Raw genomic sequence first — 20,438 nt, forward strand, 5'->3', positions numbered from 1 at the left:
GGAGCACGTCAGGCGGGAAGAGGCGCCAGCCTCCGGGAGCGCGTCTCGCGCCACCGGGTGATGCGCGGGAGGATCCAGCCGATCAGCGGCCCCACCCCGAAGGCGAAGAGCACGGTGCCGACCCCGACCGGTCCGCCCAGGAGGAATCCCACGAGCAGGACGCTGCCCTCGATCAGCGTGCGGACGATCCACACCCGCCACCCGGTGATGCGCACGAGCCCGGTCATCAGACCGTCGCGCGGTCCCGGACCGAAGTGGGCGGCGATGTACAGACCGGTGGCGAACGCGAGCAGCACGAGACCGGCCACGAACATCGGGGCACCGATCCAGATCGAGGGGGGCGGGGGGATCACGGCGAGGGTCACGTCGGCGCTCGGGCCGACCAGGAGCGCGTTCATGAGCGTGCCGACCCCGACGCGCTGGCGCAGCGGGATCCACAGCAGCAGGACGACGATCGACACCAGCACCGTGACGGTTCCGTAGCCGATCCCGGACTGCCCCGACACGCCGAGAGCGAGCACGTCCCACGGGGCGACACCGATCCCGCCGCGGACCATCAGGCCGAGGGCGACGCCGTAGAGGAAGAGTCCGACTCCCAGCTGCGCGATGCGCTCGACGAGGTCCCGCCGACTCGATGCGGTGACGGGGAGAAACAGGGAACGCAGCGCCATCCCTCCATCGTGGACCTGGTCGGGAGAAGATGAGGGAGTCCACTCCCGGAAAAGTGGCCCGCAGATATCAGACCACTTTGCGCCATGCTAGGAGTCATGACCTCGCGATTGGTGGAACAGCTCGGTGCGCAGAACGCGGCAGGAGCGACGGCGGCCGCGCTCGCGGGGCAGATCCGTGCGCTGATCCTCGACGGTCGTCTGACGATCGGCGAGCGTCTGCCCAGTGAACGCGCACTCGCGCTCGAGCTGCGCCGCTCACGGTCCACCATGACCCGCACGTACTCCCTGCTCGAGGGCGACGGCTACGTCACGCGTCGGCACGGCGGCAGCACGCGGGTCGCGCTCCCCCACACGGATTCCTCGTCGAGCGACACCGAGGACGATTCCGCCATCGATCTCTCGATCGCCTCGATGGACTCCACGCCGGGGCTGTACGACGCGACGGTGCGCTCGCTGCCCCGGCTCGCAGCGCTCCGCGGCACGAGCGGCTACTCCTTGCGCGGGCTGCCCGAACTCCGCGATGCCGTCGCGCAGCGCTTCCGCCAGCGCGGAGTTCCGACCTCGGCGGACGAGATCATCATCACCTCGGGCGCCCTCAACGCCTTCAACCTGATCCTCTCCACGATCGGGCGCCGGGGTGAGCGAGCCGTCGTCGAGCAGCCGACCTTCCCGCACGCCATCGACGCGCTGCACCGCAACGGCTATCGACTGCTGCCGACGCCGGTCGGCGTCGACGGATGGGACGTGCGCCACGTGACCGAGCTGCTGCTGCGCAGTCGACCTCTCGTGGCGTACTCGATCCCCGACTTCCACAACCCCACCGGGGCGTCCCTGAGCGACGACGACCGCATGCGCATCGCGAGCACGGCCCGCAACTCTCGCACATTCCTGATCGCTGACGAGACGACCACCGAGCTCGACATCGACCGCGGCTGGTCGCCTCAGCCGATGTCGGCGTTCAGCCCCGAGGTCATCACGATCGGCTCGATGTCGAAGATCGCCTGGGGCGGACTCCGTATCGGCTGGATCCGGGCCGAGCGCTCCCTCATCGCGCGTCTGCTCGCCGTCCGTCCCTCGTTCGAACTCGGCACCGCTCTGCTCGACCAGTGCATCGCGGTCGAACTGCTCGAGGAGATGCCGGCGCTCAGCGCGCACGTGCGCGCGCGGTTGCAGGCCGGACGCACCGCCGTCGCCGAGGGGCTCGAGGCGATCGGAGGATTGCAGATGCCGTCGACTCCCGGCGGATTGTCCGCGTGGATCGACCTCGGCGCCCCCGACTCCACGCGTCTCTCCCTCGCCGCCCGCGACCGTCGGCTGATCCTCCCACCGGGGCCCCGATTCTCCACCGGCGGGGTTCTCGAGCGCTATCTCCGCATTCCGATCACCCATCCGCCCGAGCGCACGGCGGACGCCATGGAGCGTCTCCGTCTCGCCTGGCACGATCTGCGCGACGGCGCGACCGCACGCCCCTTCGCCGCGACCCACACCGCGGTCATCTGACGCATACCGCGGTCATCTGACCGGCGTCGGGGCGCCAGACGCCGAGATCCCCGCCCCCCGTGAGGGAGGCGGGGATCTCGTCAGCGGGAGCGCTGGATACGTTTCTCAGCGACCGGGATGGATCACCGGCATCCGATACTCGGCCTCCTGCACTCCGGGTTCTGGGTGGTGCGGTCTCGGGTCGGCGTCGCGTGAACGACTCAGCCGACCTTGTGGAGCCAGACGACGCGCGAGTCGTCGCTGGCGTGGCGGAAGGGCTCGAGCTCCTCGTCCCAGGCGGAGCCGAGGGCGATGTCGAGTTCGCGCTGCAGCTCGAGCGCGTTGCCGGCGGAGATCTCCATCGCGTAGCGGATGCGGTCCTCACCGATCACGATGTTCCCCGCGGCGTCCGTCTGGGCGTAGTGGATGCCGAGGTCGGGCGTGTGCAACCACCGGCCGCCGTCGCTGCGGGGAGTCGGATCCTCGGTGACCTCGAAGCGCAGATGCTCCCAGCCGCGGATCGCGGTCGCAAGAGCTGCACCGGTGCCGACGGGCCCATCCCAGTAGAACTCGGCCCGGCGCGCGCCGTCGAGAACCGGTTGGTCCGCCCACTCGAAGTTCACGGCGCGACCGATAGCGCGTCCGACCGCCCATTCAAGGTGCGGGCAGAGCGCGCGAGGCGCCGAGTGGATGTAAACCACTCCGCGTGCGTAAGCCGTCGCCATGATCTCTCCGTTTCATCAGGTGCGTCTTCCCCAACGACCTCATGCAAAGAGTGGCGACGATATGCAGTTGTGGGCTAATTCTCGCCCACCGGCGGCGAAATCACAAGCGTGTGATTCCGACGGGAAAGGCCCCGGTCCGAAGACCGGGGCCTATCCTGTGCGTCAGAGGACGTCGAGAGCGGCTCAGGCCTCGCTCATCGCCTGCTTGACCTGCTGACCCTTGGCGGCGTAGTACGCGGCGCGCGCGGCATCCTTGCGGGCCTGCTCGGCGTATCCCTGCTCGAGCACGTCCTGCGGCACCTCGACGTTGGGGACGTCGTCGGTGCCGTTGTACTTCTCGATGTAGGCATCCAGCTCGGGGCCGGAGGTCCAGGAGGTGATGAGGCAGTAGCGCGGGTCGGTGCCGTTGTGCGTCGCGGCGTGCCAGAGGCGCTGCGTGTCGACGATCAGCTGGGCGCCGGCCGGAAGCGCGAGACGGTACTCGATGCTCGGGTCGGTGCGGTTCTCGCGCAGGACGAAGTAGCTGTCCTTGTCGTCGGTCAGGTTGAAGAACCCGCGGACGACCCACCCGGTGCCGTCCGGGTTGAGACGGTTGTTGTCGTCCTGGTGCAGGTTGTAGAGGCACTCGCCGTAGGGCGTGGGCTGCAGTTCGATCACGCGGCACCGGCCGACGTTGGCACCGGGCTCCTGCGCACGACGCGTCAGGTTCGGAGCCTTCGCGACCTGCGAGTCGATCCACACGCCGTCCTTGTCGGTGCGCGGCGGCTTGTGGTTCCAGAAGCCGTTGCACTCGATGTCACCGAACGCGCTGGCGAGCGGCGCGAAGCGGGTGTCTCCCGACGACTTCCAGTCGTTGTACTCGATGTCGAGCCACTCTTTGGGGTCGAGTTCCTGGTTGTAGCTGTCGAGGACGACGAAGCCCTTTTCCTCGAGTGCCGCAGACTTGATATAACCCATGATCGACGTCATGTCCTTTCATCGGGGGCCAGCACGTTTTAACAGGCCCTGATAAGGCAAGCCTAACAGCGCACCCCCGACGTACCTCAGAGGGTCGCCGTGAATAACCGAATAGACTCGACGGGGCGCCCGGCGAGTCCCGGTGCCCGGCGACACGGGAGGATCAGAGACCAGCATGAGCACTGCCACCAACGTCGAGGCGACAGCAGTCAACACGATCGAGTGGCTCGCAGCCGGTTCCACCACGATCGTGGTCCCCGTCTATCAACGCCAGTACCGCTGGGACATCGGCGGCTGCGAGCGGCTGCTCTCCGATGTCCGCGCCGTGGCCCGTGAAGACGCGGCACACCGGCACTTCATCGGTTCCATCCTCTCCGCGCACGACTCGGTCAGCGAGAACGACCTCATCCTGATCGACGGCCAGCAGCGCATCACGACACTCATGCTCCTGGTCGCCTCGCTGCACCACGCGGTGAAGCACTCCGACCCGACGCTCGCGGCGGAGCTCGAACGCGTTCTCGTCCGCGAGGACGACCCGACGCGCACCACGCTGCGCCCGCACGACGCCTGGGCCGAACTGTACGAGTCGGTCGTGCTCGATCGCCGCGACGACACCGACCGCGAGTCGCGCTTCGACGACAACTACGCGTTCTTCCGCAGCCAGATCCACGCCGAGGAGGCGTCCTCGATCTGGCGCGGCCTCCAGCGACTGGAACACGTGTCGATCACGCTGGGCGCTGAGGCGAACGCGCAGCAGATCTTCGAGAGCCTCAACTCCACCGGCGAGCCTCTGCGCGACCACGAACTGATCCACAACTACATCCTGATGGGGCTCTCCCACACCGAACAGCTCGACGTCGAAGCGCGCTTCTGGTTGCCGATCGAGCACCACACCGGTGAGGCGATCGGTGCGTTCTGGCGTCACTTCCTCGTGATGACGACCGGACGCGAGGTGGCCGCCGACGGCGAGCACGGCGTCTACAGCGCCTTCCGGCAGTCGTTCCCCCGCGTCGACGTGTCACGCCTCCAGGAGCATGCCGAGCTGTGGCGCCACCACGCCGAGATCTACGGCATCCTCCTCGACCCGTCCCGGGAACCGGATGCCGAGATCGCCCGGCAGCTGCGCAACGTCAACACCTTCGGACGCTCGGCCTATCCCCTCATCCTCAGCGTCTACAGCGATCACGTGCGCGGCGTCGTGCCGCGGACGGAGCTGATCGAGACTCTCGAATGGATCCAGGCGCTGTACCTGCGACGCACCCTCGTCGGGCTGCCGAACGAACGGCTGATCGCGCGCCTGTGCCGAGCCCGACGCGAAGGTCGCGACGCGCTGGCCCGGGCGTTCGCGCGCATCACCCCCTCGGACGAGCGCGTGAGCGCCGTCCTGAAGTACAGCGCTCTCCCCCACGCGGCCTACGTGCTCGGCCGGCTCCAGGGCGTGGACGACACGTCCGCATACGACATCGAGCACATCGTGCCCACCGTCCCCGGTGACGCGTGGTCGGGCGACGGGCTCCGACCGTGGAGCGAGTACTCCGACGACGAGCAGAACAGCCACCGCGCCCTCGCCCCGACGCTCGGGAACGTGACGCTGCTGGAGCAGGGGCTGACCGAGCGGGTCTTCGGCGCCTCCTACCCCGTCAAGCGCGCGGATGCCTATGCACGCAGCTCCGTGCCGGCGACCGCCGAGCTGGAGGCGATCCCCGTCTGGGACACCGCCGCCATCACCGCCCGGTCCGTTCGATTGACCGCCGAGCTCCTGCGTATCTGGGCACGCCCGGCGCTCCCCGAGATCGATGACGACGGCCTGACGCCGATCCTGGATGCCGTGCGCCGACGCGGCTGGCCGGCCGGCTGGGAGCGCGAGTTCGACTACGTCGAGTACCGGGGCGAGCGCTGGGAGGTCTACGACGTCCGGCACCTGTTCAACCGGGTGTTCCGGCGTGCCTGGACCGACACCACCGACGCCGCGTTGCGGTACTGCGCGCGGCACGGTGGCCCCATCTACTCCGAGATGGCCTGGAAGGGCCAGTGGGACATGCTCGACGACGGGCACTACCTCTACATGGGGTGGGACTCGAACTACATGATGAACGCGGTGCAGGGCGTGCTCGACGAATCGGACATCGCCGCCGAGGTGTTCGTCAAGTACTCCTACATCGGCAACGTGATGTGAGCAACGCGCTCCGGCGTTAGGCTCGACGGGTGAGTACTGTCGTGCGTCGTCTGCTGGATCTGACCGTCGAGGAGCACACGCTCACCGTCCCCCTCGTGTGGGGTGATCCCGCGGACACCCGCACCATCGAGGTCTTCGCCTCGGTGGTCTCCCGCGAGGGCGGGGAGTCGCTCCCCTACCTGGTCTTCCTGCAGGGTGGCCCGGGCAACGAGGCTCCGCGCCCGTTCCACGGCGCCACAGCCCCCGCCTGGCTCGACGAAGCGCTCGCGCATTACCGTCTCGTGCTGCTCGACCAGCGCGGCACCGGACGGTCGACCCCGATCGGCGATGACGATCTCGCGCAGGGATCCTCCGTCGTCGCCGAATACCTCACGCACCTGCGCGCCGATGCGATCGTGCGCGACTGCGAGGCGGTGAGTGAGCACCTGGGCGCCGCTACCTGGAGCGTGCTCGGCCAGTCCTTCGGCGGGTTCACGACCCTCGCGTACCTGTCGACCGACAGCTCGTCCCTCGCCGACGTGTTCATCACCGGCGGTCTCAGCGCCATCGGACGGCATCCCGACGACGTGTACGCGCTCTGCTACGACAAGATGCGCACCGCGTCGGAGAACTACTACCGCCGCTTCCCCGAGCACCGCGATGTCATGCGCCGCCTGGTCGACCGCGCCGCGGAGGGAGACATCGTGCTGCCCGACGGCGAGATCGTCTCGCCGTCCCGGCTGCGTTCGATGGGATCGGCGCTGGGCACCAACGACGGCTGGCAGACCGTGTGGTCCCTGCTCGAACGAGACCACCGCTCGAACGCGTTCCGTCACGATCTCGCCCAGGCGATGCCGTACGGCGGCCGCAACCCGCTCTACTTCGCCTTCCACGAGTCCAGCTACGCCGACGGACACGCGACCCGCTGGTCGGCCGAGCGCACGGAACCCGCCGACTTCCGGGACGACGTGACTCTGTTCACCGGCGAGCACATCCGGCGCGACTGGACCGAGACCGTCCCCGCCTTCCAGCCGTGGCGCGAGGTCACTCTCGAGCTCGCGGAGTTCGCGTGGCCCCGTCTTTACGACGCCGACGCGATCGCGGCATCCGGAGCGACCGGCGCCGCCGCGGTCTACGCGAACGACGTGTACGTCCCGCTGGAGTTCTCGCTCGAGACCGCGAAGCTGCTCCCCGGGGTGCAGCTGTGGGTCACGAGCGAGCACGAGCACAACGGCCTCCGGTCGGGCACCGTGCTGAGCCGCCTCATCGACCTCGCGCACCAGCGCCGCATCCGCTGAGCACCGTGTCCGCTTCGAGACCGGACACATCCCCCGGCACGACGAAGGCCCCGCACTCCGGAGAGTGCGGGGCCTTCGAGCGGACGGTCCTTACTTGGAGGAGCCGCCGAAGCCCTTGAAGCGCTGGTTGAACTTCTCGACACGACCGGCCGAGTCCATGATGCGCTGCTTGCCCGTGTAGAACGGGTGCGAGGCCGAGGAGATCTCGACGTCGATGACCGGGTACTCGACACCGTCCAGCTCGATGGTCTTGTCGCTGGTGACGGTGGAGCGGGTGAGGAACGTCTCGCCCGAACCGAGGTCGCGGAAAACGATGGCCCGGTACTCGGGGTGGATGTCAGTCTTCATGGGATTCCTTAGGTGCTGCCCTGGATTGTGCCAGGGACGAGGGAAGTCTGTGGCGCGGAAAAGCACCAAGGGTCGAGTCTAGCAGACTCGGATCAGAGGGCAGCTCGCGCGGCGTAGCGTCCGTCTTCACGCGAGAGCGTGATCGGCATGCCGAACGCCTCGGTGAGCGACTCGGCCGTGAGCGTCTCCTCGATCGGCCCTGCGGCGACCGCACGACCCTCGCGCAGCAGCATCACATGGGTGAAACCGAGCGGGATCTCCTCGACGTGATGCGTCACCATGAGCATGGCGGGCGTCCGGGGCGACGAGGCGTATCCGGCGAGCAGCGCCAGCAGCTCTTCCCGGGAGCCGAGGTCGAGCGAGGCCGTGGGCTCGTCGAGCAGCAGCAGCTCGGGATCGGTCATGACGGCGCGGGCGATCTGCACACGCTTCTGCTCACCGTCGCTGAGGGTTCCGAACGTGCGCTCGGCGAGGTGGTCGAGCTTCCAGTCGGCGAGGACGCGGAGGGCGCGGCGTTCGTCGATGCCCTCGTAGCTCTCGTTCCATCGTCCGAGCACGGCGAAGGCGGCGGTGAGCACCGTGTTCAGCACGGTCTCGTCCCGCGGCACGCGCGTGGCCAGCGCCGAGGAGGCGAAGCCGATGCGCGGGCGCACCTCGAACACATCGGTCCGGCCCAGGGTCTCCCCCAGCACGGTGACCGTTCCCGCGGTCGGATGCAGGAGCGTGTCGGCGAGCTGCAGCAGCGTCGTCTTGCCGGCGCCGTTGGGTCCGAGGATCACCCAGCGCTGGTCGTCGGCGACCTGCCAGGTCACGTGATCGATGATGTTGCGGCCCTCGCGGCGCACGACGACGTCGGTGAATTCCAGGGCGATCGACATACGACCAGCCTATCGGCTCAGGCGGTGAGCTCCGCGTAGAGCGCGCGGGTCGTGTCGGCGATGGCCCCCCAGCTGAAGTCGTCGCGCGCCCGCTCGCGGCCGGCCGCCCCGTACTCGCGCGCCCGCTCCGGATCCATGGCGACCTCGGTGAGCACGGCGGCGAGATCCGCGACGTAGCGGTCGGGATCGACGGGCGTTCCAGTGCCGTCCTGCAACTGCTCGATCGGCACCAGTCGTCCCGTGACGCCATCGGCGACGACCTCCGGGATGCCGCCGGTCGCGGTGCCGACCACCGCGGCGCCGCAGGCCATGGCCTCGAGGTTGACGATGCCGAGCGGTTCGTAGACCGAGGGGCACACGAACGTGGTCGCCGCCGTCAGGATCGCCGAGAGCTGCTCGCGCGGCAGCATCCGCTCGATCCAGATCACGCCGTCACGGGTCTGCTGCAGCAGCCGAACCCCCTCCTGGACCTCCGCCATGATCTCCGGCGTGTCCGGGGCGCCGGCGCACAGCACGAGCTGCACCTCCGGGGGCAGCAGGCGGGCAGCCTGCAGCAGGTACGGCAGGCCCTTCTGACGCGTGATGCGTCCGACGAAGACCACGGACGGCCGCGTGGGGTCCATGCCGACGGACTCGAGGAAGGCGTCGTCCTGCACCGGACGCCAGCGCTCGACGTCGATGCCGTTGTGGATCACACGCACTCGGGCGGGATCGACCTGCGGGTAGCTGCGGAGGATGTCCGCGCGCATCCCCGCGCTCACGGCGATGACGGCGGCCGCGTTCTCGTAGGCGAGCTTCTCGATCCCGCTCGACACGGCATAGCCGCCGCCGAGCTGCTCGGCCTTCCACGGCCGCAGCGGCTCGAGGCTGTGCGCGGTGAGCACGTGCGGGATGCCGTGCAGCTGCGAGGCGAGGTGTCCGGCGAAGTTCGCGTACCAGGTGTGGCTGTGCACGATGTCGGCCTCGGAGATCGCCGAGACGATCTCGAGATCCGTGCCCAGGGTCTGCAGCGCACCGTTCGCCGATGCGAGCCCGCTCGGCGTCGAGTAGGCGAAGGTGCCCGGCTCGTCCCGGGGGGCCCCGAAGGCCCGCACGCGCACGTCGATGCTCTCACGCAGTGCGGTCACGAGCTCGGCGACGTGCACCCCCGCACCGCCGTAGATCTCCGGCGGATACTCCTTGGTGATCATTTCAACTCGCATGCCTGAACGCTAGTACAGCGAGCCGAATCCAATCTATGGTGGAGCCATGTCGGCTCCAAAGAAGGTTTTCGGGATCATCCTCGCCGGTGGTGAGGGCAAGCGACTCATGCCGCTCACCGCAGACCGCGCAAAACCCGCAGTGCCCTTCGGTGGGCAGTACAGGCTCATCGATTTCGCGATCTCGAATCTCATCAATTCCGGACTGCGCCAGGTCGTCGTGCTGACGCAGTACAAGTCGCACAGTCTCGACCGTCACATCTCGCAGACGTGGCGCATGTCGGCGCTCCTCGACTCCTACGTGACGTCGGTTCCCGCCCAGCAGCGGCTGGGCAAGCGATGGTTCTCGGGATCCGCGGACGCCATCCTGCAGAGCCTCAACCTGATCAACGACGAGAAGCCGGACATCGTCGTCGTGATCGGAGCGGACCACGTCTACCGCATGGACTTCCGGCAGATGCTCGACGCCCACATCGCCTCGGGCGCCAAGGCGACGGTCGCCGGCATCCGACAGCCGATCTCGCTCGCCTCGCAGTTCGGTGTGATCGATGCGGACTCGAGCACCGGCCGCATCAAGCAGTTCCTCGAGAAGCCGGCCGATCCCGCAGGACTCGACGATTCCCCGCACGAGGTCCTCGCCTCGATGGGCAACTACATCTTCGACACGGATGCACTGATCGAGGCCGTCGAGACCGACGGCGAGTCCTCCACCTCCGGGCACGACATGGGCGGCGACATCGTGCCGTACTTCGTCGACCGCGGCGAGGCCGGCTACTACGACATGAAGCAGAACGAGGTCCCGGGATCCTCTCCCCGCGACCGTTCGTACTGGCGCGACGTGGGCACGATCGACTCGTTCTACGACGCCCACCGGGACCTGATCTCGACCCTGCCGATCTTCAACCTGTACAACATGGAGTGGCCGATCCACTCGCAGGCGGTCAACTCGCCTCCCGCGAAATTCGTCCGTGATTCGGTCGGACGCATCGGCAACGCGATCGACTCGATCGTGTCGCTCGGCTCCGTGCTCTCGGGCACACATCTGGAGCGCAGCGTCGTGGGTCCGTGGACACTGGCCGGTGGGGGATCGACGATCACCGACTCCGTGGTGTTCGACCATGTGCAGATCGGTTCCGGCTCCCGGGTGCATCGCGCGATCCTCGACAAGAACGTCGTGCTCGCCGACGGCGCGACCGTCGGCGTCGATCGCGAACGCGACCTGGCCCGCGGCTTCACGGTCACCGAGTCGGGCATCACCGTGGTCGGCAAGGGCGTCTTCATCGAGCGCTGAGCGCGTCACGCGGTCGTCGAGGGCGGGCCCGGCTCGCTAGGCTTTCTCGGGTGACCACTGCGCGCTTCCTCGTCGTCCTCGACGCCGATTCCACCCTCATCCGCGACGAGGTGATCGAGTTGCTCGCCGACGAGGCGGGACGGCGCGCGGAGGTGCAGGCCGCGACCGAGGCGGCGATGCGCGGCGAGGTCGACTTCGCGGAGAGCCTGCGCTCCCGTGTGGCGGCGCTGCGCGGCGTACCCGAGGAGTCCTTCGAGAGGGTGCGCGCGCGCATCCGGCCCACCCCCGGCGTGCAGGCCCTGACCGCGGCGGTCCACGAACGCGGAGGTGTCGTGGCGGTCGTGTCCGGCGGCTTCCACGAGATCCTCGACCACATCGCTCCGGACCTGGGTGTCGACCGCTGGCGCGCGAACCGCCTGCAGATCGTCGACGGCCACCTGACCGGCGAGGTCGACGGAGACATCGTCGATGCCGCGGCGAAGGCGGCGACGCTGCGCGCCTGGGCGGATGAGCTCGGCGTGCCGCACACGGCGACGATCGCGATCGGCGACGGCGCGAACGATCTGCAGATGATGGCGGAAGCCGGCCTTGGCCTCGCGTTCAATGCGAAGCCTGCGGTCCGTGCCGCCGCGAGCCTCGTGATCGGCCCGCAAGATCTCTCCGCGGTGATCCCGCTGCTTCCCTAGCACCCGGCGCTGAGCCGCCGACGGCGTCCGTCGATCCTGCGTACGCTGGCGGGATGCAGCAGGAGATCCCCCTGTCCGGGGGCAACGCGAGCGCCGGCGTGGTCCGCGTCGGTGACACGGTCCGCAAGCCCTGGTCCGCGCATTCGCCGGGTGTCCTCGAGTACATGCGCCTGCTTCGGGAGCGCGGGGTCGATCTTCCCGCGCCGCTCGGGAGGGATGCGCAGGGTCGCCTGATGAGCGAGTACGTGGTCGGACCGCTCGCGATGAACTCCCCCGCGCTGTCGCACGACGACCTCGGGCGGGTCGGGGCGCTCGTCCGGGCGATCCACGATGCCAGCGAAGGGCTCGATGCCGATGCGCTCGGACTCGGTCCCGCGCTGATCCCCGTCGCCGACCCCGACCTCGTCTGCCACGGCGACCTCTCGCCGTGGAACCTGCTGATCGGAGAGCGCTGGGTGTTCATCGACGGGGACGGCGCGTCGGCGAGCACGCGTCTCTGGGATCTCGCGTACTCCGCCCAGGCATTCACCCTCAACGATGCCGCGGCGGACCCCGCGCGTGCCGCCGACGACCTGCGGGCCTTCGTCGACGGCTATCGTGCCGATCTCCGGCTGCGCGGCGACCTCGCGACGGCGCTCCCCCGCCGCGCCTGGGCGATGCACGACCTTCTCGCGACCGCGCACCGCGACGGGCGGGAGCCCTGGGGGTCGATGTACACCGCCGGGCACGGAGCGCACTGGGATGCCGTCGCCCGATATCTGCAGGAGCATGCCGAGATCTGGCAGGACGCCCTCACAGCGCCGTGATCCGTCCGGGGGTGTCGCGGATGTCGGTGACCGGAGGTAGCGTCTGCCCATGGACATCATCCTCATCCCCGGTCTCTGGCTCGAGGCGTCGAGTTGGAACACCGTGATCCCCGCGCTCGAGAATGCCGGGCACCGCCCTCATCCCCTGACGATGCCGGGCGTCGGAGCCGACGCGGCCGAGTCGTCCGAGATCGGGATGACCGACTGGGTCGATGCCGCGGTACGCGCGGTCGACGCGCTCCCCGGGCCGTGCGTCGTCGTCGGTCACAGTGGCGGCGGCAACGTGGCGTGGGGCGTCGCCGATGCCCGGCCTGATCGTGTGGCCCGCGTCGTCTTCGTCGACACCGTGCCACCGCCGCCCGGAGCAGGGATCAGCGAGTTCGATGTCGTGGACGGCGTCATCCCGTTCCCCGGGTGGGACTTCTTCCCCGATGAGGACGTGCATGATCTCGACGACGCCACCCGGGCACGGACGCTGCCGCTGACCCGCAGCGTACCCGCGCGGGTTCCCACCGAACCGATCGCGCTCACGCAGGAGGCCCGTCACCGCGTGCCGGTCACGCTCTTGATGGGCGGGATCGACCAGGCGGAGTTCGAGGCGATGATCGGCGAGTGGGGTGGCTACGCGGCCGAGTACCGCGCCATCGACGATGCCGAGATCGTGCGGATCGGATCGGCCCATTGGCCGCAGTTCACCGTGCCGACCAGACTCGCCGAGCTGATCATCGCCGCGATCGACCGGTGACAGCCGACGTCTGCCACGGGCGCCGGCGACGTGCGCCGGTGGACTGAGTCAGTGGCCCATTCCGAGGCCGCCGTCGACCGGGATCACCGCACCGGAGATGTATCCGGAGTCGTCACTCGCCAGCCAGGTGACGACACCGGCCACTTCATCCGGCGTCGCGAAACGGCCCGCAGGGATGCTGGCCTTGTACTGCTTCTGCGTCGCCTCCGGGAGCTCGGCGGTCATGTCCGTCTCGATGAATCCGGGGGCGACGACGTTCGCGGTGATGCCGCGCGCGCCGAGCTCGCGGGTCAGCGATCGCGCGAAACCGACCAGCGCGCTCTTCGACGCCGAGTAGTTGACCTGTCCGGCGGAGCCGTAGAGCCCGACGACGCTGGAGATGAGGATGATGCGACCGAACCGTGCACGCAGCATCGCCTTCGACGCCCGCTTGACCACGCGGAAGGTCCCGCCGAGGTTGGTGGCGACGACGCTGTCGAAGTCGTCCTCGCTCATGCGCATCAGCAGCGTGTCCTTCGTGATGCCGGCATTGGCGACGACGATCTCGACCGGGCCGAGCTGCTGCTCCACCTCGGTGAACGCGGCATCCAGGGCTGCGGCGTCCGTGACGTCGGCGCGGACCGTCAGCGTGCCTTCCGGACCTTCGCCGCTCCGTGCGGTCACGGCCACCCGATAGCCGTCGCGCACGAAACGCTCGGCGATCGCACGACCGATGCCGCGGTTGCCTCCGGTGACGAGGACGACGCGCTGAGCACTCATGGGTATCACTCCTGATGTATCCGATGGTCCCGCGACGGAACCACCTCGATCCTATCGAGCCGGACGTTTGACAGAAGCGGGTGCTGCTGGAACGCTGAACGGGACGAAAGGCTTCCGCGTGAGCGACAACAGCATCCCTCCCTCCGCAGGCGAACCGGCGCGGAATCCTCCTCCCGTCCCTCCTGTTCCTCCCGTCCCGCCTGCGCCGACGCAGGCCTACCCGGGAGCCGCGCCGTCCTATGGCGCAGCGCCCTACGCCCCGCCGTCACCATCGGCCGCCGCACCGCCGCCCGCGTACAACGCGCCTGCCCCGCAGCAGTACGTGTCACCTCCGCAGCAGTACGGATCGCCGACACAGCCCTACGGCGCACCCCCACAGCCCTACGGCGCACCCCCACAGCCCTATGGAGCCGCCCCGCAGCCCGGATACGGCACGCCCTCGTACCCGGTCGCCCGGCCGACCAGCGGCCTGGCGATCACCTCGCTCGTCTGCGCCATCGTGAGCGTCGTGTTCAGCTGGCTCATCTTCCCGGTCCTCGCCGCGGTCGCCGCCGTGATCACCGGGCACATGGCACTCAAGCAGACACGGGCGAACAGCGCGATCGGCGGACGAGGCATCGCCTTCGCCGGTCTGATCATCGGCTACATCATGCTCGGTTTCCTGGCACTCGGCGTCGTCGTCACGGTCATCAGCTTCGTGTTCTTCGGGGCCTTCACGCTCCCGTTCCTGTTCAGCAGCTGACGCGGTCGTATTCCGCCCCGGAAACCCGCTTCTCGGGCGCGCCGAGGCGCACGTTCCGGCGTAGGCTGGAGGCATCGTGAAGAGCAAGCGCGCCGTACCCGCCGTCACCTCCCTGCCGGAGTCTCCGCAGGCCGAGAGTGACCATCGCGTGCGCCGCTACGCCATCACGATGTCGATCCGTATCGCCTGCTTCTTCCTGATGGTGCTGATCCAGCCCTACGGCTGGTACACGTGGGTCTTCGCAATCGCTGCGGCGGTCCTGCCCTACATCGCGGTCGTCTTCGCGAACGCGGGCAGCGACAGCAATGATGCCGGCGCGGAATCTCCTCTGCTGCAGGTGGAAGCGCCGCGCGTCGTGCCGGAACCGCTCGACGACAGCGGACCGCAGGTGTTCCGCATCACCGAGACGCGGCGGGACGAGGCGTGACCGAACTCGAATGCTCGCGCGCCGGCTGCCGGCATGCGGCGACTCAGCATGTGGTGTGGCGCAATCCGCGCATCCACGCGGCCGACCGGGAGAAGGTCTGGCTCGCCTGCGACGAGCACGTCGCGTTCCTGCACGACTATCTGGCCGCCCGTGACTTCCCCGTCGCCGTCCGCGCAGGGGTTCCCGCATGAGTCGGCGGATGACGCGATGGTTCGTGTATGTGCTGATCGCGATCGGATTCGCGGTCGCCTGTGTCTTCCTGTCGCAGTGGCAGTTCGAGCGCAACGAGAACCGTGCGGACCAGATCGCCCTGGTCGAGCAGAACTACGATGCTGATCCGGTCGCCCTGTCGGAGCTCATCGGCGCCGACGGACGACTGATGCCCGGAGACGAGTGGCACCCTGTGATCCTGCGCGGCGAATATCTCGTCGACCAGCAGCTCCTCGTGCGCAACCGCCCGCACGGCGGAACCAGCGCTTTCGAGGTGCTGGTGCCGTTCCGCGACGTCGACGGCCGCGTCTTCATCGTCGATCGCGGATGGGTGCCGCCGGGAGACGGCGACTCGCCGGACTCCGTGGCCAAGCCGCCCGCGGGCGAGGTCGAGGTCATCGTCCGGCTGCGTCCGGGCGAGCAGGTCCCCGCATCCGGACGGGGGGCACCCGAGGGTCAGGTCGCGACCATCAATCTGCCCACGATCGCCGATCTCGTGGAGGGCGACGTGATCACCGGTGCCTACGGACAGCTGATCAGCGAGGATCCCGCGGCGGCGACGGCGCTCGGCGGGTTCTCGTCCCCGACCGACGACCCCGGGCCGCACCTCTCGTACGCGATCCAGTGGATCCTGTTCGCGATCATGGGCTTCATCTTCATCGGCTACATCATCCGCACCGAGATCGTGAAGCACCGCGAAGAGGTCGAGGGCATCCCGACGCCGGTGAAGACTCCGCGACGCCGCGACAAGGATGCCGACGTCGAAGACGAGCTCCTCGACGCGAACGTCTGACGCGGGTGTCGCGGACGCTCAGTCGTGGGTGATGGCGTGCGACCAACCCTCGCCCGCTCGCTCGTAGACGACGCGCGTGTGTCGGCGATCTCTCGATCCCTGCCAGAACTCGATCCGTGCCGGGACGATCCGCCACAGCACCCAGTCGCCGGGCGCGACGCCCGCCCGCGCCGCCGCTGAACGGGCGGCCAGATCCGCGGCACTCTCCTCGGCGGTCGCCTCCTGCACGTGACCGCGCACGCGGACCGCGCGTACCTGCGGCTGCCACCAGAAGTTCAGAGCCGCCGCGGGAGCAGCAGCCAACTGCGCCCCCTTGCGGGAGGACCGCGTGCTGGCGACGCTCCATCCGCGCTCGTCGACGCTCTTCAGGATGAGCGCTCTCGCATCGGGGACACCATCGGCATCCACTGTCGCGAGCGTCGCGACCTGGGGCTCCGGAACGCCGTCTCTCGCCGCCCCGAGAAGCCACTCGTGGAACAGCTCTGCCGGATCCGTCGGCAGCAGGTCGAGATCCCACTCCGGAGCCGTGCCGGTGAGAGCATGGCGGCCTCGGAGCCACTGGTTCAGAGGAACGACGTCAGAGTTCTGATCGGTATGCGTCACACTCTCGACTATGCCACGAGGATGACGCCGGGCTCACGCCAGTTCGATCAGGTCCTGGTAGTCCTGACTCCAGATGTCCTCCACGCCGTCGGGCAGGATGAGGACGCGCTCGGGGTTGAGGGACTGCACTGCGCCCGGGTCGTGCGAGACCAGCACCACCGCGCCCTCGTAGTGCGCGAGCGCTCCGAGGATCTCTTCGCGCGACGCGGGGTCGAGGTTGTTCGTCGGCTCGTCGAGGAGCAGCAGGTTCGCGGAGGAGACGACGAGCGTCGCCAGCGACAGGCGCGTCTTCTCACCGCCGGACAGCACACCGGCCGGCTTCAGCACGTCGTCGCCGGTGAACAGGAACGAGCCGAGCACCTTCCGCGCCTCGGTCTCGGTGATGTGCGGTGCGGCCGAGACCATGTTCTCGAGCACGGACCGTCCCACGTCGAGGTTCTCATGCTCCTGCGCGTAATAGCCGACTTTGAGACCGTGGCCGGGCTCGAGCTGCCCGGTGTCGGGGGTGTCGACACCCGCGAGCATCCGCAGCAGCGTGGTCTTTCCCGCACCGTTGAGGCCGAGGATGACGACCTTCGAGCCGCGATCGATCGCGAGGTCGACGTCGGTGAAGATCTCCAGGGATCCGTACGACTTCGACAGTCCCGATGCCATGAGCGGCGTCTTGCCGCAGGGCGCCGGCTTCGGGAAGCGCAGCTTGGCCACGCGCTCTTCCTGACGCACGTCGTCGAGTCCGGCGAGCATCTTCTCCGCGCGGGCGACCATCTGGTGCGCGGCCGCCGCCTTGGAAGCCTTCGCACCGAAGCGCGCCGCCTGGAGCTGCAGCGTCGTCGCCTTCTTCTCGACGTTGGCGCGCTCCTTCTTGCGGCGCTCCTCGTCGGCCACCCGCTGACGCAGGTAGTTCTTCCAGTTCATGTTGTACGTGTCGATGATCTGACGGTTCGCGTCGAGGTAGAAGACGCGGTTCACCGTCTCGCCGACCAGTTCCACGTCGTGGCTGATCACGATCAGCCCGCCCTTGTAGCCCTTGAGGAACTCGCGCAGCCAGACGACGCTGTCGGCGTCGAGGTGGTTGGTCGGCTCGTCGAGGATCATCGTCTGGGCGTCCGAGAACAGGATGCGCGCGAGCTCGATGCGGCGGCGCTGACCACCCGAGAGCGTCGACAGCGGCTGATCGAGGATGCGGTCGGGCAGGGAGAGGTTGTGCGCGATCGACGCGGCCTGCGCCTCCGCGGCGTACCCGCCCTGCGCCTCGAACCGCTCGGTCAGCTGGGCGTAGCGCTTCATGGCCTTGGCCGCGACGGCAGGGTCGTCGGACCCCATGTCCAGCGCAGCCTCCGACATGCCGAGGTTCAGCTGGCCGAGCCCGCGGGCGTCGAGGATGCGCGTGCGAGCGAGGTCCTCGGGGTTCCCGGAGCGGGGGTCCTGGGGAAGGTACCCGAGCTCGCCGGACCGCGTCACAGACCCTCCCGACGGCAGCACATCACCCGCGAGCACCTTGGTCAGCGTCGTCTTCCCGGCGCCGTTGCGGCCGACCAGTCCGATCTTGTCGCCGTCGGCGACGCGGAACGAAACGTTCTGCATGAGCATGCGTGCGCCCACGCGGATCTCGAGGTCGTGCACGGCAAGCACAGCGGGATATCCGTTCTTCGGGGGTGGAGGGGCGGCCGAGGGGCCAAACTCCCAGTATAAGCGGCTCCGGCTGGGAGGAGTCCGCGCCGGGGGTCAGGAAGACGGCCCTCCCGCGCACCGCCCCTCACCGGATGCCGCGCGCGACCAGGGCGTCGCCCACGTCGTCGGCGTGCCGCAGGGCCAGGACGAGCAGGGGCACGGCCGCGCGGACGCCGAGCCTCACCCCGCGGGCACGTTGCGCCTCCCCCACGCGCTGCGCGAAGCCGGCGACGACCGGGATCATCGTGAGCGTGAGCGCGAGGGTCATCGCCACGGCGTCGGCGTCCACACCGAGCCGGCGCAACGGAGCGAGCAGTCGGTGGAGGACGTCGAGCAGCGCGCTCATCCGCGTGGTCAGGGTGAGCAGACTTGCGGCGAGGAGGATCGTCACGACGCGGCCGGTGTTGATCCAGGCGGTCAAGGGTGACACGAGGAGCGCGAGGGCCAGAGCCAGCACCAGAACCAGCCACCGAATACGCCAGAGCTCCTGCCCGATGACACGTGGGGAGAGACCGGCGAGCAGGAATGACGCGCACGCGCTGCCGAGCGCGAAGCCCACGCTGAGCGCGTCGAGCGGCACCAGAGACAGGAGGAGCGCTCCGCTCGCGAGCAGTGCGAGCTTGAGGCTCGCCGGCGCACGGTGGAGGATGCTCTCGCCCGGCCGATACAGCTGGATCACCCGCACATCCGACGGTATGCCGCGATGACCTCGCCGGGCGCGCCGACGTCGGCGAGCCGTCCGTCGTGGAAGAGCACCGCCTCATCGCAGCGGGAGGCGAGGTCGAGGTCATGCGTGACGAGCACGACCTGGGCGGTCAGCGTCAGAAGCAGGTCGCCGATCCGCCGCGCGTTGCGCAGATCGAGCAGGGTGGTCGGTTCGTCGGCGACGATGAGTTCCGGCCGCGTGATGAGCACGGAAGCGAGCGCGAGCATCTGCTTCTGCCCGCCGGACAGCCCGTACGACGGGACGTCGGCGTGGTCGGAGAGCCCGTGCTCGTCGAGAGCCGCGCGGACCCGTTCCGCGATCTCGGCGCGCGGGCGCCCCCGAAGGGACAGCGCCAGATCCTCCGCCGGGGTCGGCATCAGGATCTGCGCAGCCGGATCGGTGAACACGAACCCGACCCGCCGTCGCACCTCGGTCAGATCCCGCACGGTGTCGCGCCCCTGCACGGACACGGCACCGGACGACGGCGCCGCCAGCCCGTTGAGCAGGCGCGCGAAGGTGGACTTCCCCGATCCGTTCGCGCCGATGACCGCGATGCGGGCGGCGGCGAGGCTCAGCGAGACGTCGGTCAGCACGGGGCGCCCGTCGATCTCGACCGAGACGTGATCGAGGACGATCGTGCGCAGCGCGGTCTCAGCCCGCACTCTGCGCCACCGACCCCGCGGCACCCCGGGCGATGCCGAACGCGGGCGGGTACGCGCGCCGCAGCGCCAGGGTGAGAGCGGTCGCCGCTGCAACCTTCAACAGATCCCCGGGCAGGAAGACCAGGCTCGAAAGGGCCGTGGGAGCGAGGTCGAGACCGAGCACGAGGCTCTGCACCGGGACGCCGAACACGTACACGACGAGGATGCCGCCCGTGACGGCGCCCAGGGCCGTGCGCCACACGGTGACCCGCCCGCCGTGCACGATCAGGCCGATCACGATCGCACCCGCCACCCACCCGATCAGGTATCCGGCGGTCGGCCCCACGAACACGCCGATCCCCCCGCGGCCGCCGGAGAGCACCGGAAGCCCCACGGCGGCGAGGGCGAGCACGAGAAGCACCGCCAGCGGCCCGCGGCGCGGCCCGAGCACGGCACCTGCCAGCATCACGCCGAGGGTCTGGGCTGTGATCGGCACGCCGCCCGGCAGGGGCACGGTGATGGTGCCCAGCACGACGATGAGGGCGGCGAAGACGGCCACCCGTCCCAGCTCGCGCCCCACGTCGCTGCGATTCTCGGTCATGGTGGTCCTTCCGTCGACCCTCGTGAACATCGTTCTCCTGAACACTG

23 protein-coding genes are annotated in these 20,438 nt (G+C 69.0%); 11 read left to right on the forward strand and 12 right to left on the reverse strand.

Annotated elements, in window-relative coordinates; translation table 11 throughout:
- Nucleotides 1–8: 8 nt before the first annotated feature.
- Entirely contained in the window at nucleotides 9–671 is a 663-nt protein-coding gene (yczE, locus tag ACWA14_RS08530) for a membrane protein YczE (protein WP_463792431.1), read from the reverse strand.
- A 96-nt stretch (nucleotides 672–767) separates the two neighbouring features.
- Between yczE and yczR the strand changes: the two genes are divergently transcribed.
- Nucleotides 768–2,171, forward strand: a complete 1,404-nt coding sequence (yczR, locus tag ACWA14_RS08535; protein ID WP_463792432.1) for a MocR-like transcription factor YczR — start codon at nucleotides 768–770, stop codon at nucleotides 2,169–2,171.
- A 200-nt stretch (nucleotides 2,172–2,371) separates the two neighbouring features.
- On the opposite strand, the gene ACWA14_RS08540 is transcribed toward yczR, so the two are convergent.
- Both ACWA14_RS08540 and ACWA14_RS08545 read right to left on the reverse strand, forming a co-directional pair.
- Nucleotides 2,372–2,875, reverse strand: coding sequence for a DUF3145 domain-containing protein (locus ACWA14_RS08540; RefSeq protein ID WP_463792433.1), 504 nt, complete (start codon nucleotides 2,873–2,875; stop codon nucleotides 2,372–2,374).
- Between the two features lie 183 nt (nucleotides 2,876–3,058).
- The gene (locus ACWA14_RS08545; RefSeq protein ID WP_463797404.1) at nucleotides 3,059–3,832 is read right to left on the reverse strand and encodes a hypothetical protein; all 774 of its coding nucleotides are present in this window, start codon (nucleotides 3,830–3,832) and stop codon (nucleotides 3,059–3,061) included.
- A 175-nt stretch (nucleotides 3,833–4,007) separates the two neighbouring features.
- Here ACWA14_RS08545 and ACWA14_RS08550 point away from each other — a divergent pair, with 175 nt between their 5' ends.
- On the forward strand, nucleotides 4,008–6,008 hold the full coding sequence (locus ACWA14_RS08550) for a DUF262 domain-containing protein (protein WP_463792435.1): 2,001 nt from the start codon (nucleotides 4,008–4,010) through the stop codon (nucleotides 6,006–6,008).
- A gap of 29 nt (nucleotides 6,009–6,037) precedes the next feature.
- Nucleotides 6,038–7,285, forward strand: coding sequence for an alpha/beta fold hydrolase (locus ACWA14_RS08555; RefSeq protein WP_463792438.1), 1,248 nt, complete (start codon nucleotides 6,038–6,040; stop codon nucleotides 7,283–7,285).
- A gap of 90 nt (nucleotides 7,286–7,375) precedes the next feature.
- On the opposite strand, the gene ACWA14_RS08560 is transcribed toward ACWA14_RS08555, so the two are convergent.
- From ACWA14_RS08560 to glgA, 3 genes are all read right to left on the reverse strand, one after another.
- Complete coding sequence (locus ACWA14_RS08560; RefSeq protein WP_463792440.1) at nucleotides 7,376–7,633, reverse strand: type B 50S ribosomal protein L31; 258 nt, start codon at nucleotides 7,631–7,633, stop codon at nucleotides 7,376–7,378.
- A gap of 92 nt (nucleotides 7,634–7,725) precedes the next feature.
- Entirely contained in the window at nucleotides 7,726–8,511 is a 786-nt protein-coding gene (locus ACWA14_RS08565) for an ABC transporter ATP-binding protein (protein ID WP_463792442.1), read from the reverse strand.
- A 17-nt stretch (nucleotides 8,512–8,528) separates the two neighbouring features.
- Nucleotides 8,529–9,713: a glycogen synthase gene (glgA, locus tag ACWA14_RS08570; RefSeq protein ID WP_463792444.1), complete on the reverse strand. Its 1,185-nt coding sequence runs from the start codon at nucleotides 9,711–9,713 to the stop codon at nucleotides 8,529–8,531.
- Between the two features lie 46 nt (nucleotides 9,714–9,759).
- Between glgA and glgC the strand changes: the two genes are divergently transcribed.
- Genes glgC through ACWA14_RS08590 form a run of 4 tightly spaced genes read left to right on the forward strand, consistent with a single transcriptional unit; the run spans nucleotide 9,760 to nucleotide 13,238 of the window.
- Nucleotides 9,760–11,001 carry a glucose-1-phosphate adenylyltransferase gene (gene glgC, locus ACWA14_RS08575; protein WP_463792446.1) on the forward strand — a complete coding sequence of 414 codons (1,242 nt, stop codon included), beginning with the start codon at nucleotides 9,760–9,762 and terminating at the stop codon, nucleotides 10,999–11,001.
- 50 nt (nucleotides 11,002–11,051) lie between these two features.
- Nucleotides 11,052–11,687, forward strand: a complete 636-nt coding sequence (serB, locus tag ACWA14_RS08580) for a phosphoserine phosphatase SerB (RefSeq protein ID WP_463792448.1) — start codon at nucleotides 11,052–11,054, stop codon at nucleotides 11,685–11,687.
- A 53-nt stretch (nucleotides 11,688–11,740) separates the two neighbouring features.
- Nucleotides 11,741–12,493 (forward strand): BUD32 family EKC/KEOPS complex subunit, encoded by a 753-nt coding sequence (locus ACWA14_RS08585; protein WP_463792449.1) that lies wholly within the window; start codon nucleotides 11,741–11,743, stop codon nucleotides 12,491–12,493.
- A 49-nt stretch (nucleotides 12,494–12,542) separates the two neighbouring features.
- Entirely contained in the window at nucleotides 12,543–13,238 is a 696-nt protein-coding gene (locus ACWA14_RS08590) for an alpha/beta fold hydrolase (protein ID WP_463792450.1), read from the forward strand.
- Nucleotides 13,239–13,286: 48 nt separating this feature from the next.
- On the opposite strand, the gene ACWA14_RS08595 is transcribed toward ACWA14_RS08590, so the two are convergent.
- Nucleotides 13,287–13,997, reverse strand: a complete 711-nt coding sequence (locus ACWA14_RS08595; RefSeq protein ID WP_463792451.1) for a beta-ketoacyl-ACP reductase — start codon at nucleotides 13,995–13,997, stop codon at nucleotides 13,287–13,289.
- A gap of 322 nt (nucleotides 13,998–14,319) precedes the next feature.
- Between ACWA14_RS08595 and ACWA14_RS08600 the strand changes: the two genes are divergently transcribed.
- The 4 genes from ACWA14_RS08600 (at nucleotide 14,320) to ACWA14_RS08615 (ending at nucleotide 16,169) form a co-directional block, all read left to right on the forward strand.
- Entirely contained in the window at nucleotides 14,320–14,739 is a 420-nt protein-coding gene (locus tag ACWA14_RS08600; RefSeq protein WP_463792452.1) for a DUF4190 domain-containing protein, read from the forward strand.
- Between the two features lie 76 nt (nucleotides 14,740–14,815).
- Nucleotides 14,816–15,166: a DUF3099 domain-containing protein gene (locus tag ACWA14_RS08605; protein WP_463792453.1), complete on the forward strand. Its 351-nt coding sequence runs from the start codon at nucleotides 14,816–14,818 to the stop codon at nucleotides 15,164–15,166.
- Complete coding sequence (locus ACWA14_RS08610) at nucleotides 15,163–15,357, forward strand: hypothetical protein (RefSeq protein WP_463792455.1); 195 nt, start codon at nucleotides 15,163–15,165, stop codon at nucleotides 15,355–15,357. Before ACWA14_RS08605 ends, ACWA14_RS08610 begins: the two co-directional genes overlap by 4 nt.
- Nucleotides 15,354–16,169: an SURF1 family cytochrome oxidase biogenesis protein gene (locus ACWA14_RS08615; protein ID WP_463792457.1), complete on the forward strand. Its 816-nt coding sequence runs from the start codon at nucleotides 15,354–15,356 to the stop codon at nucleotides 16,167–16,169. Before ACWA14_RS08610 ends, ACWA14_RS08615 begins: the two co-directional genes overlap by 4 nt.
- Before the next feature lie 18 nt (nucleotides 16,170–16,187).
- Here the strand turns inward: ACWA14_RS08615 and ACWA14_RS08620 are convergent, their stop codons facing one another.
- The 5 genes from ACWA14_RS08620 to ACWA14_RS08640 form a co-directional block, all read right to left on the reverse strand.
- Nucleotides 16,188–16,772 carry a pyridoxamine 5'-phosphate oxidase family protein gene (locus tag ACWA14_RS08620; RefSeq protein WP_463792459.1) on the reverse strand — a complete coding sequence of 195 codons (585 nt, stop codon included), beginning with the start codon at nucleotides 16,770–16,772 and terminating at the stop codon, nucleotides 16,188–16,190.
- A gap of 33 nt (nucleotides 16,773–16,805) precedes the next feature.
- Nucleotides 16,806–18,404: an ABC-F family ATP-binding cassette domain-containing protein gene (locus tag ACWA14_RS08625; protein ID WP_463792461.1), complete on the reverse strand. Its 1,599-nt coding sequence runs from the start codon at nucleotides 18,402–18,404 to the stop codon at nucleotides 16,806–16,808.
- 124 nt (nucleotides 18,405–18,528) lie between these two features.
- Nucleotides 18,529–19,122: an energy-coupling factor transporter transmembrane component T gene (locus ACWA14_RS08630; RefSeq protein ID WP_463792463.1), complete on the reverse strand. Its 594-nt coding sequence runs from the start codon at nucleotides 19,120–19,122 to the stop codon at nucleotides 18,529–18,531.
- On the reverse strand, nucleotides 19,119–19,811 hold the full coding sequence (locus tag ACWA14_RS08635) for an energy-coupling factor ABC transporter ATP-binding protein (protein WP_463792466.1): 693 nt from the start codon (nucleotides 19,809–19,811) through the stop codon (nucleotides 19,119–19,121). The genes ACWA14_RS08630 and ACWA14_RS08635 overlap by 4 nt, the downstream gene beginning before the upstream one ends.
- The gene (locus ACWA14_RS08640) at nucleotides 19,801–20,391 is read right to left on the reverse strand and encodes a biotin transporter BioY (RefSeq protein ID WP_463792468.1); all 591 of its coding nucleotides are present in this window, start codon (nucleotides 20,389–20,391) and stop codon (nucleotides 19,801–19,803) included. The genes ACWA14_RS08635 and ACWA14_RS08640 overlap by 11 nt, the downstream gene beginning before the upstream one ends.
- Between the last annotated feature and the right edge of the window lie 47 nt (nucleotides 20,392–20,438).

The sequence above is a fragment of the Microbacterium sp. TW_SC_2 genome (assembly GCF_055361165.1).

Bases quoted from the DNA above. Each gene is read 5' to 3' on its own strand.
- ACWA14_RS08560 (WP_463792440.1), bottom strand. From the start codon at position 7,633: ATGAAGACTGACATCCACCCCGAGTACCGGGCCATCGTTTTCCGCGAC.
- ACWA14_RS08615 (WP_463792457.1), top strand. From the start codon at position 15,354: ATGAGTCGGCGGATGACGCGATGGTTCGTGTATGTGCTGATCGCGATC.
- ACWA14_RS08585 (WP_463792449.1), top strand. From the start codon at position 11,741: ATGCAGCAGGAGATCCCCCTGTCCGGGGGCAACGCGAGCGCCGGCGTG.
- glgA (WP_463792444.1), bottom strand. From the start codon at position 9,713: ATGCGAGTTGAAATGATCACCAAGGAGTATCCGCCGGAGATCTACGGC.
- ACWA14_RS08595 (WP_463792451.1), bottom strand. From the start codon at position 13,997: ATGAGTGCTCAGCGCGTCGTCCTCGTCACCGGAGGCAACCGCGGCATC.
- ACWA14_RS08550 (WP_463792435.1), top strand. From the start codon at position 4,008: ATGAGCACTGCCACCAACGTCGAGGCGACAGCAGTCAACACGATCGAG.
- glgC (WP_463792446.1), top strand. From the start codon at position 9,760: ATGTCGGCTCCAAAGAAGGTTTTCGGGATCATCCTCGCCGGTGGTGAG.
- ACWA14_RS08590 (WP_463792450.1), top strand. From the start codon at position 12,543: ATGGACATCATCCTCATCCCCGGTCTCTGGCTCGAGGCGTCGAGTTGG.
- ACWA14_RS08545 (WP_463797404.1), bottom strand. From the start codon at position 3,832: ATGGGTTATATCAAGTCTGCGGCACTCGAGGAAAAGGGCTTCGTCGTC.
- ACWA14_RS08565 (WP_463792442.1), bottom strand. From the start codon at position 8,511: ATGTCGATCGCCCTGGAATTCACCGACGTCGTCGTGCGCCGCGAGGGC.
- ACWA14_RS08640 (WP_463792468.1), bottom strand. From the start codon at position 20,391: ATGACCGAGAATCGCAGCGACGTGGGGCGCGAGCTGGGACGGGTGGCC.
- yczE (WP_463792431.1), bottom strand. From the start codon at position 671: ATGGCGCTGCGTTCCCTGTTTCTCCCCGTCACCGCATCGAGTCGGCGG.
- ACWA14_RS08540 (WP_463792433.1), bottom strand. From the start codon at position 2,875: ATGGCGACGGCTTACGCACGCGGAGTGGTTTACATCCACTCGGCGCCT.
- yczR (WP_463792432.1), top strand. From the start codon at position 768: ATGACCTCGCGATTGGTGGAACAGCTCGGTGCGCAGAACGCGGCAGGA.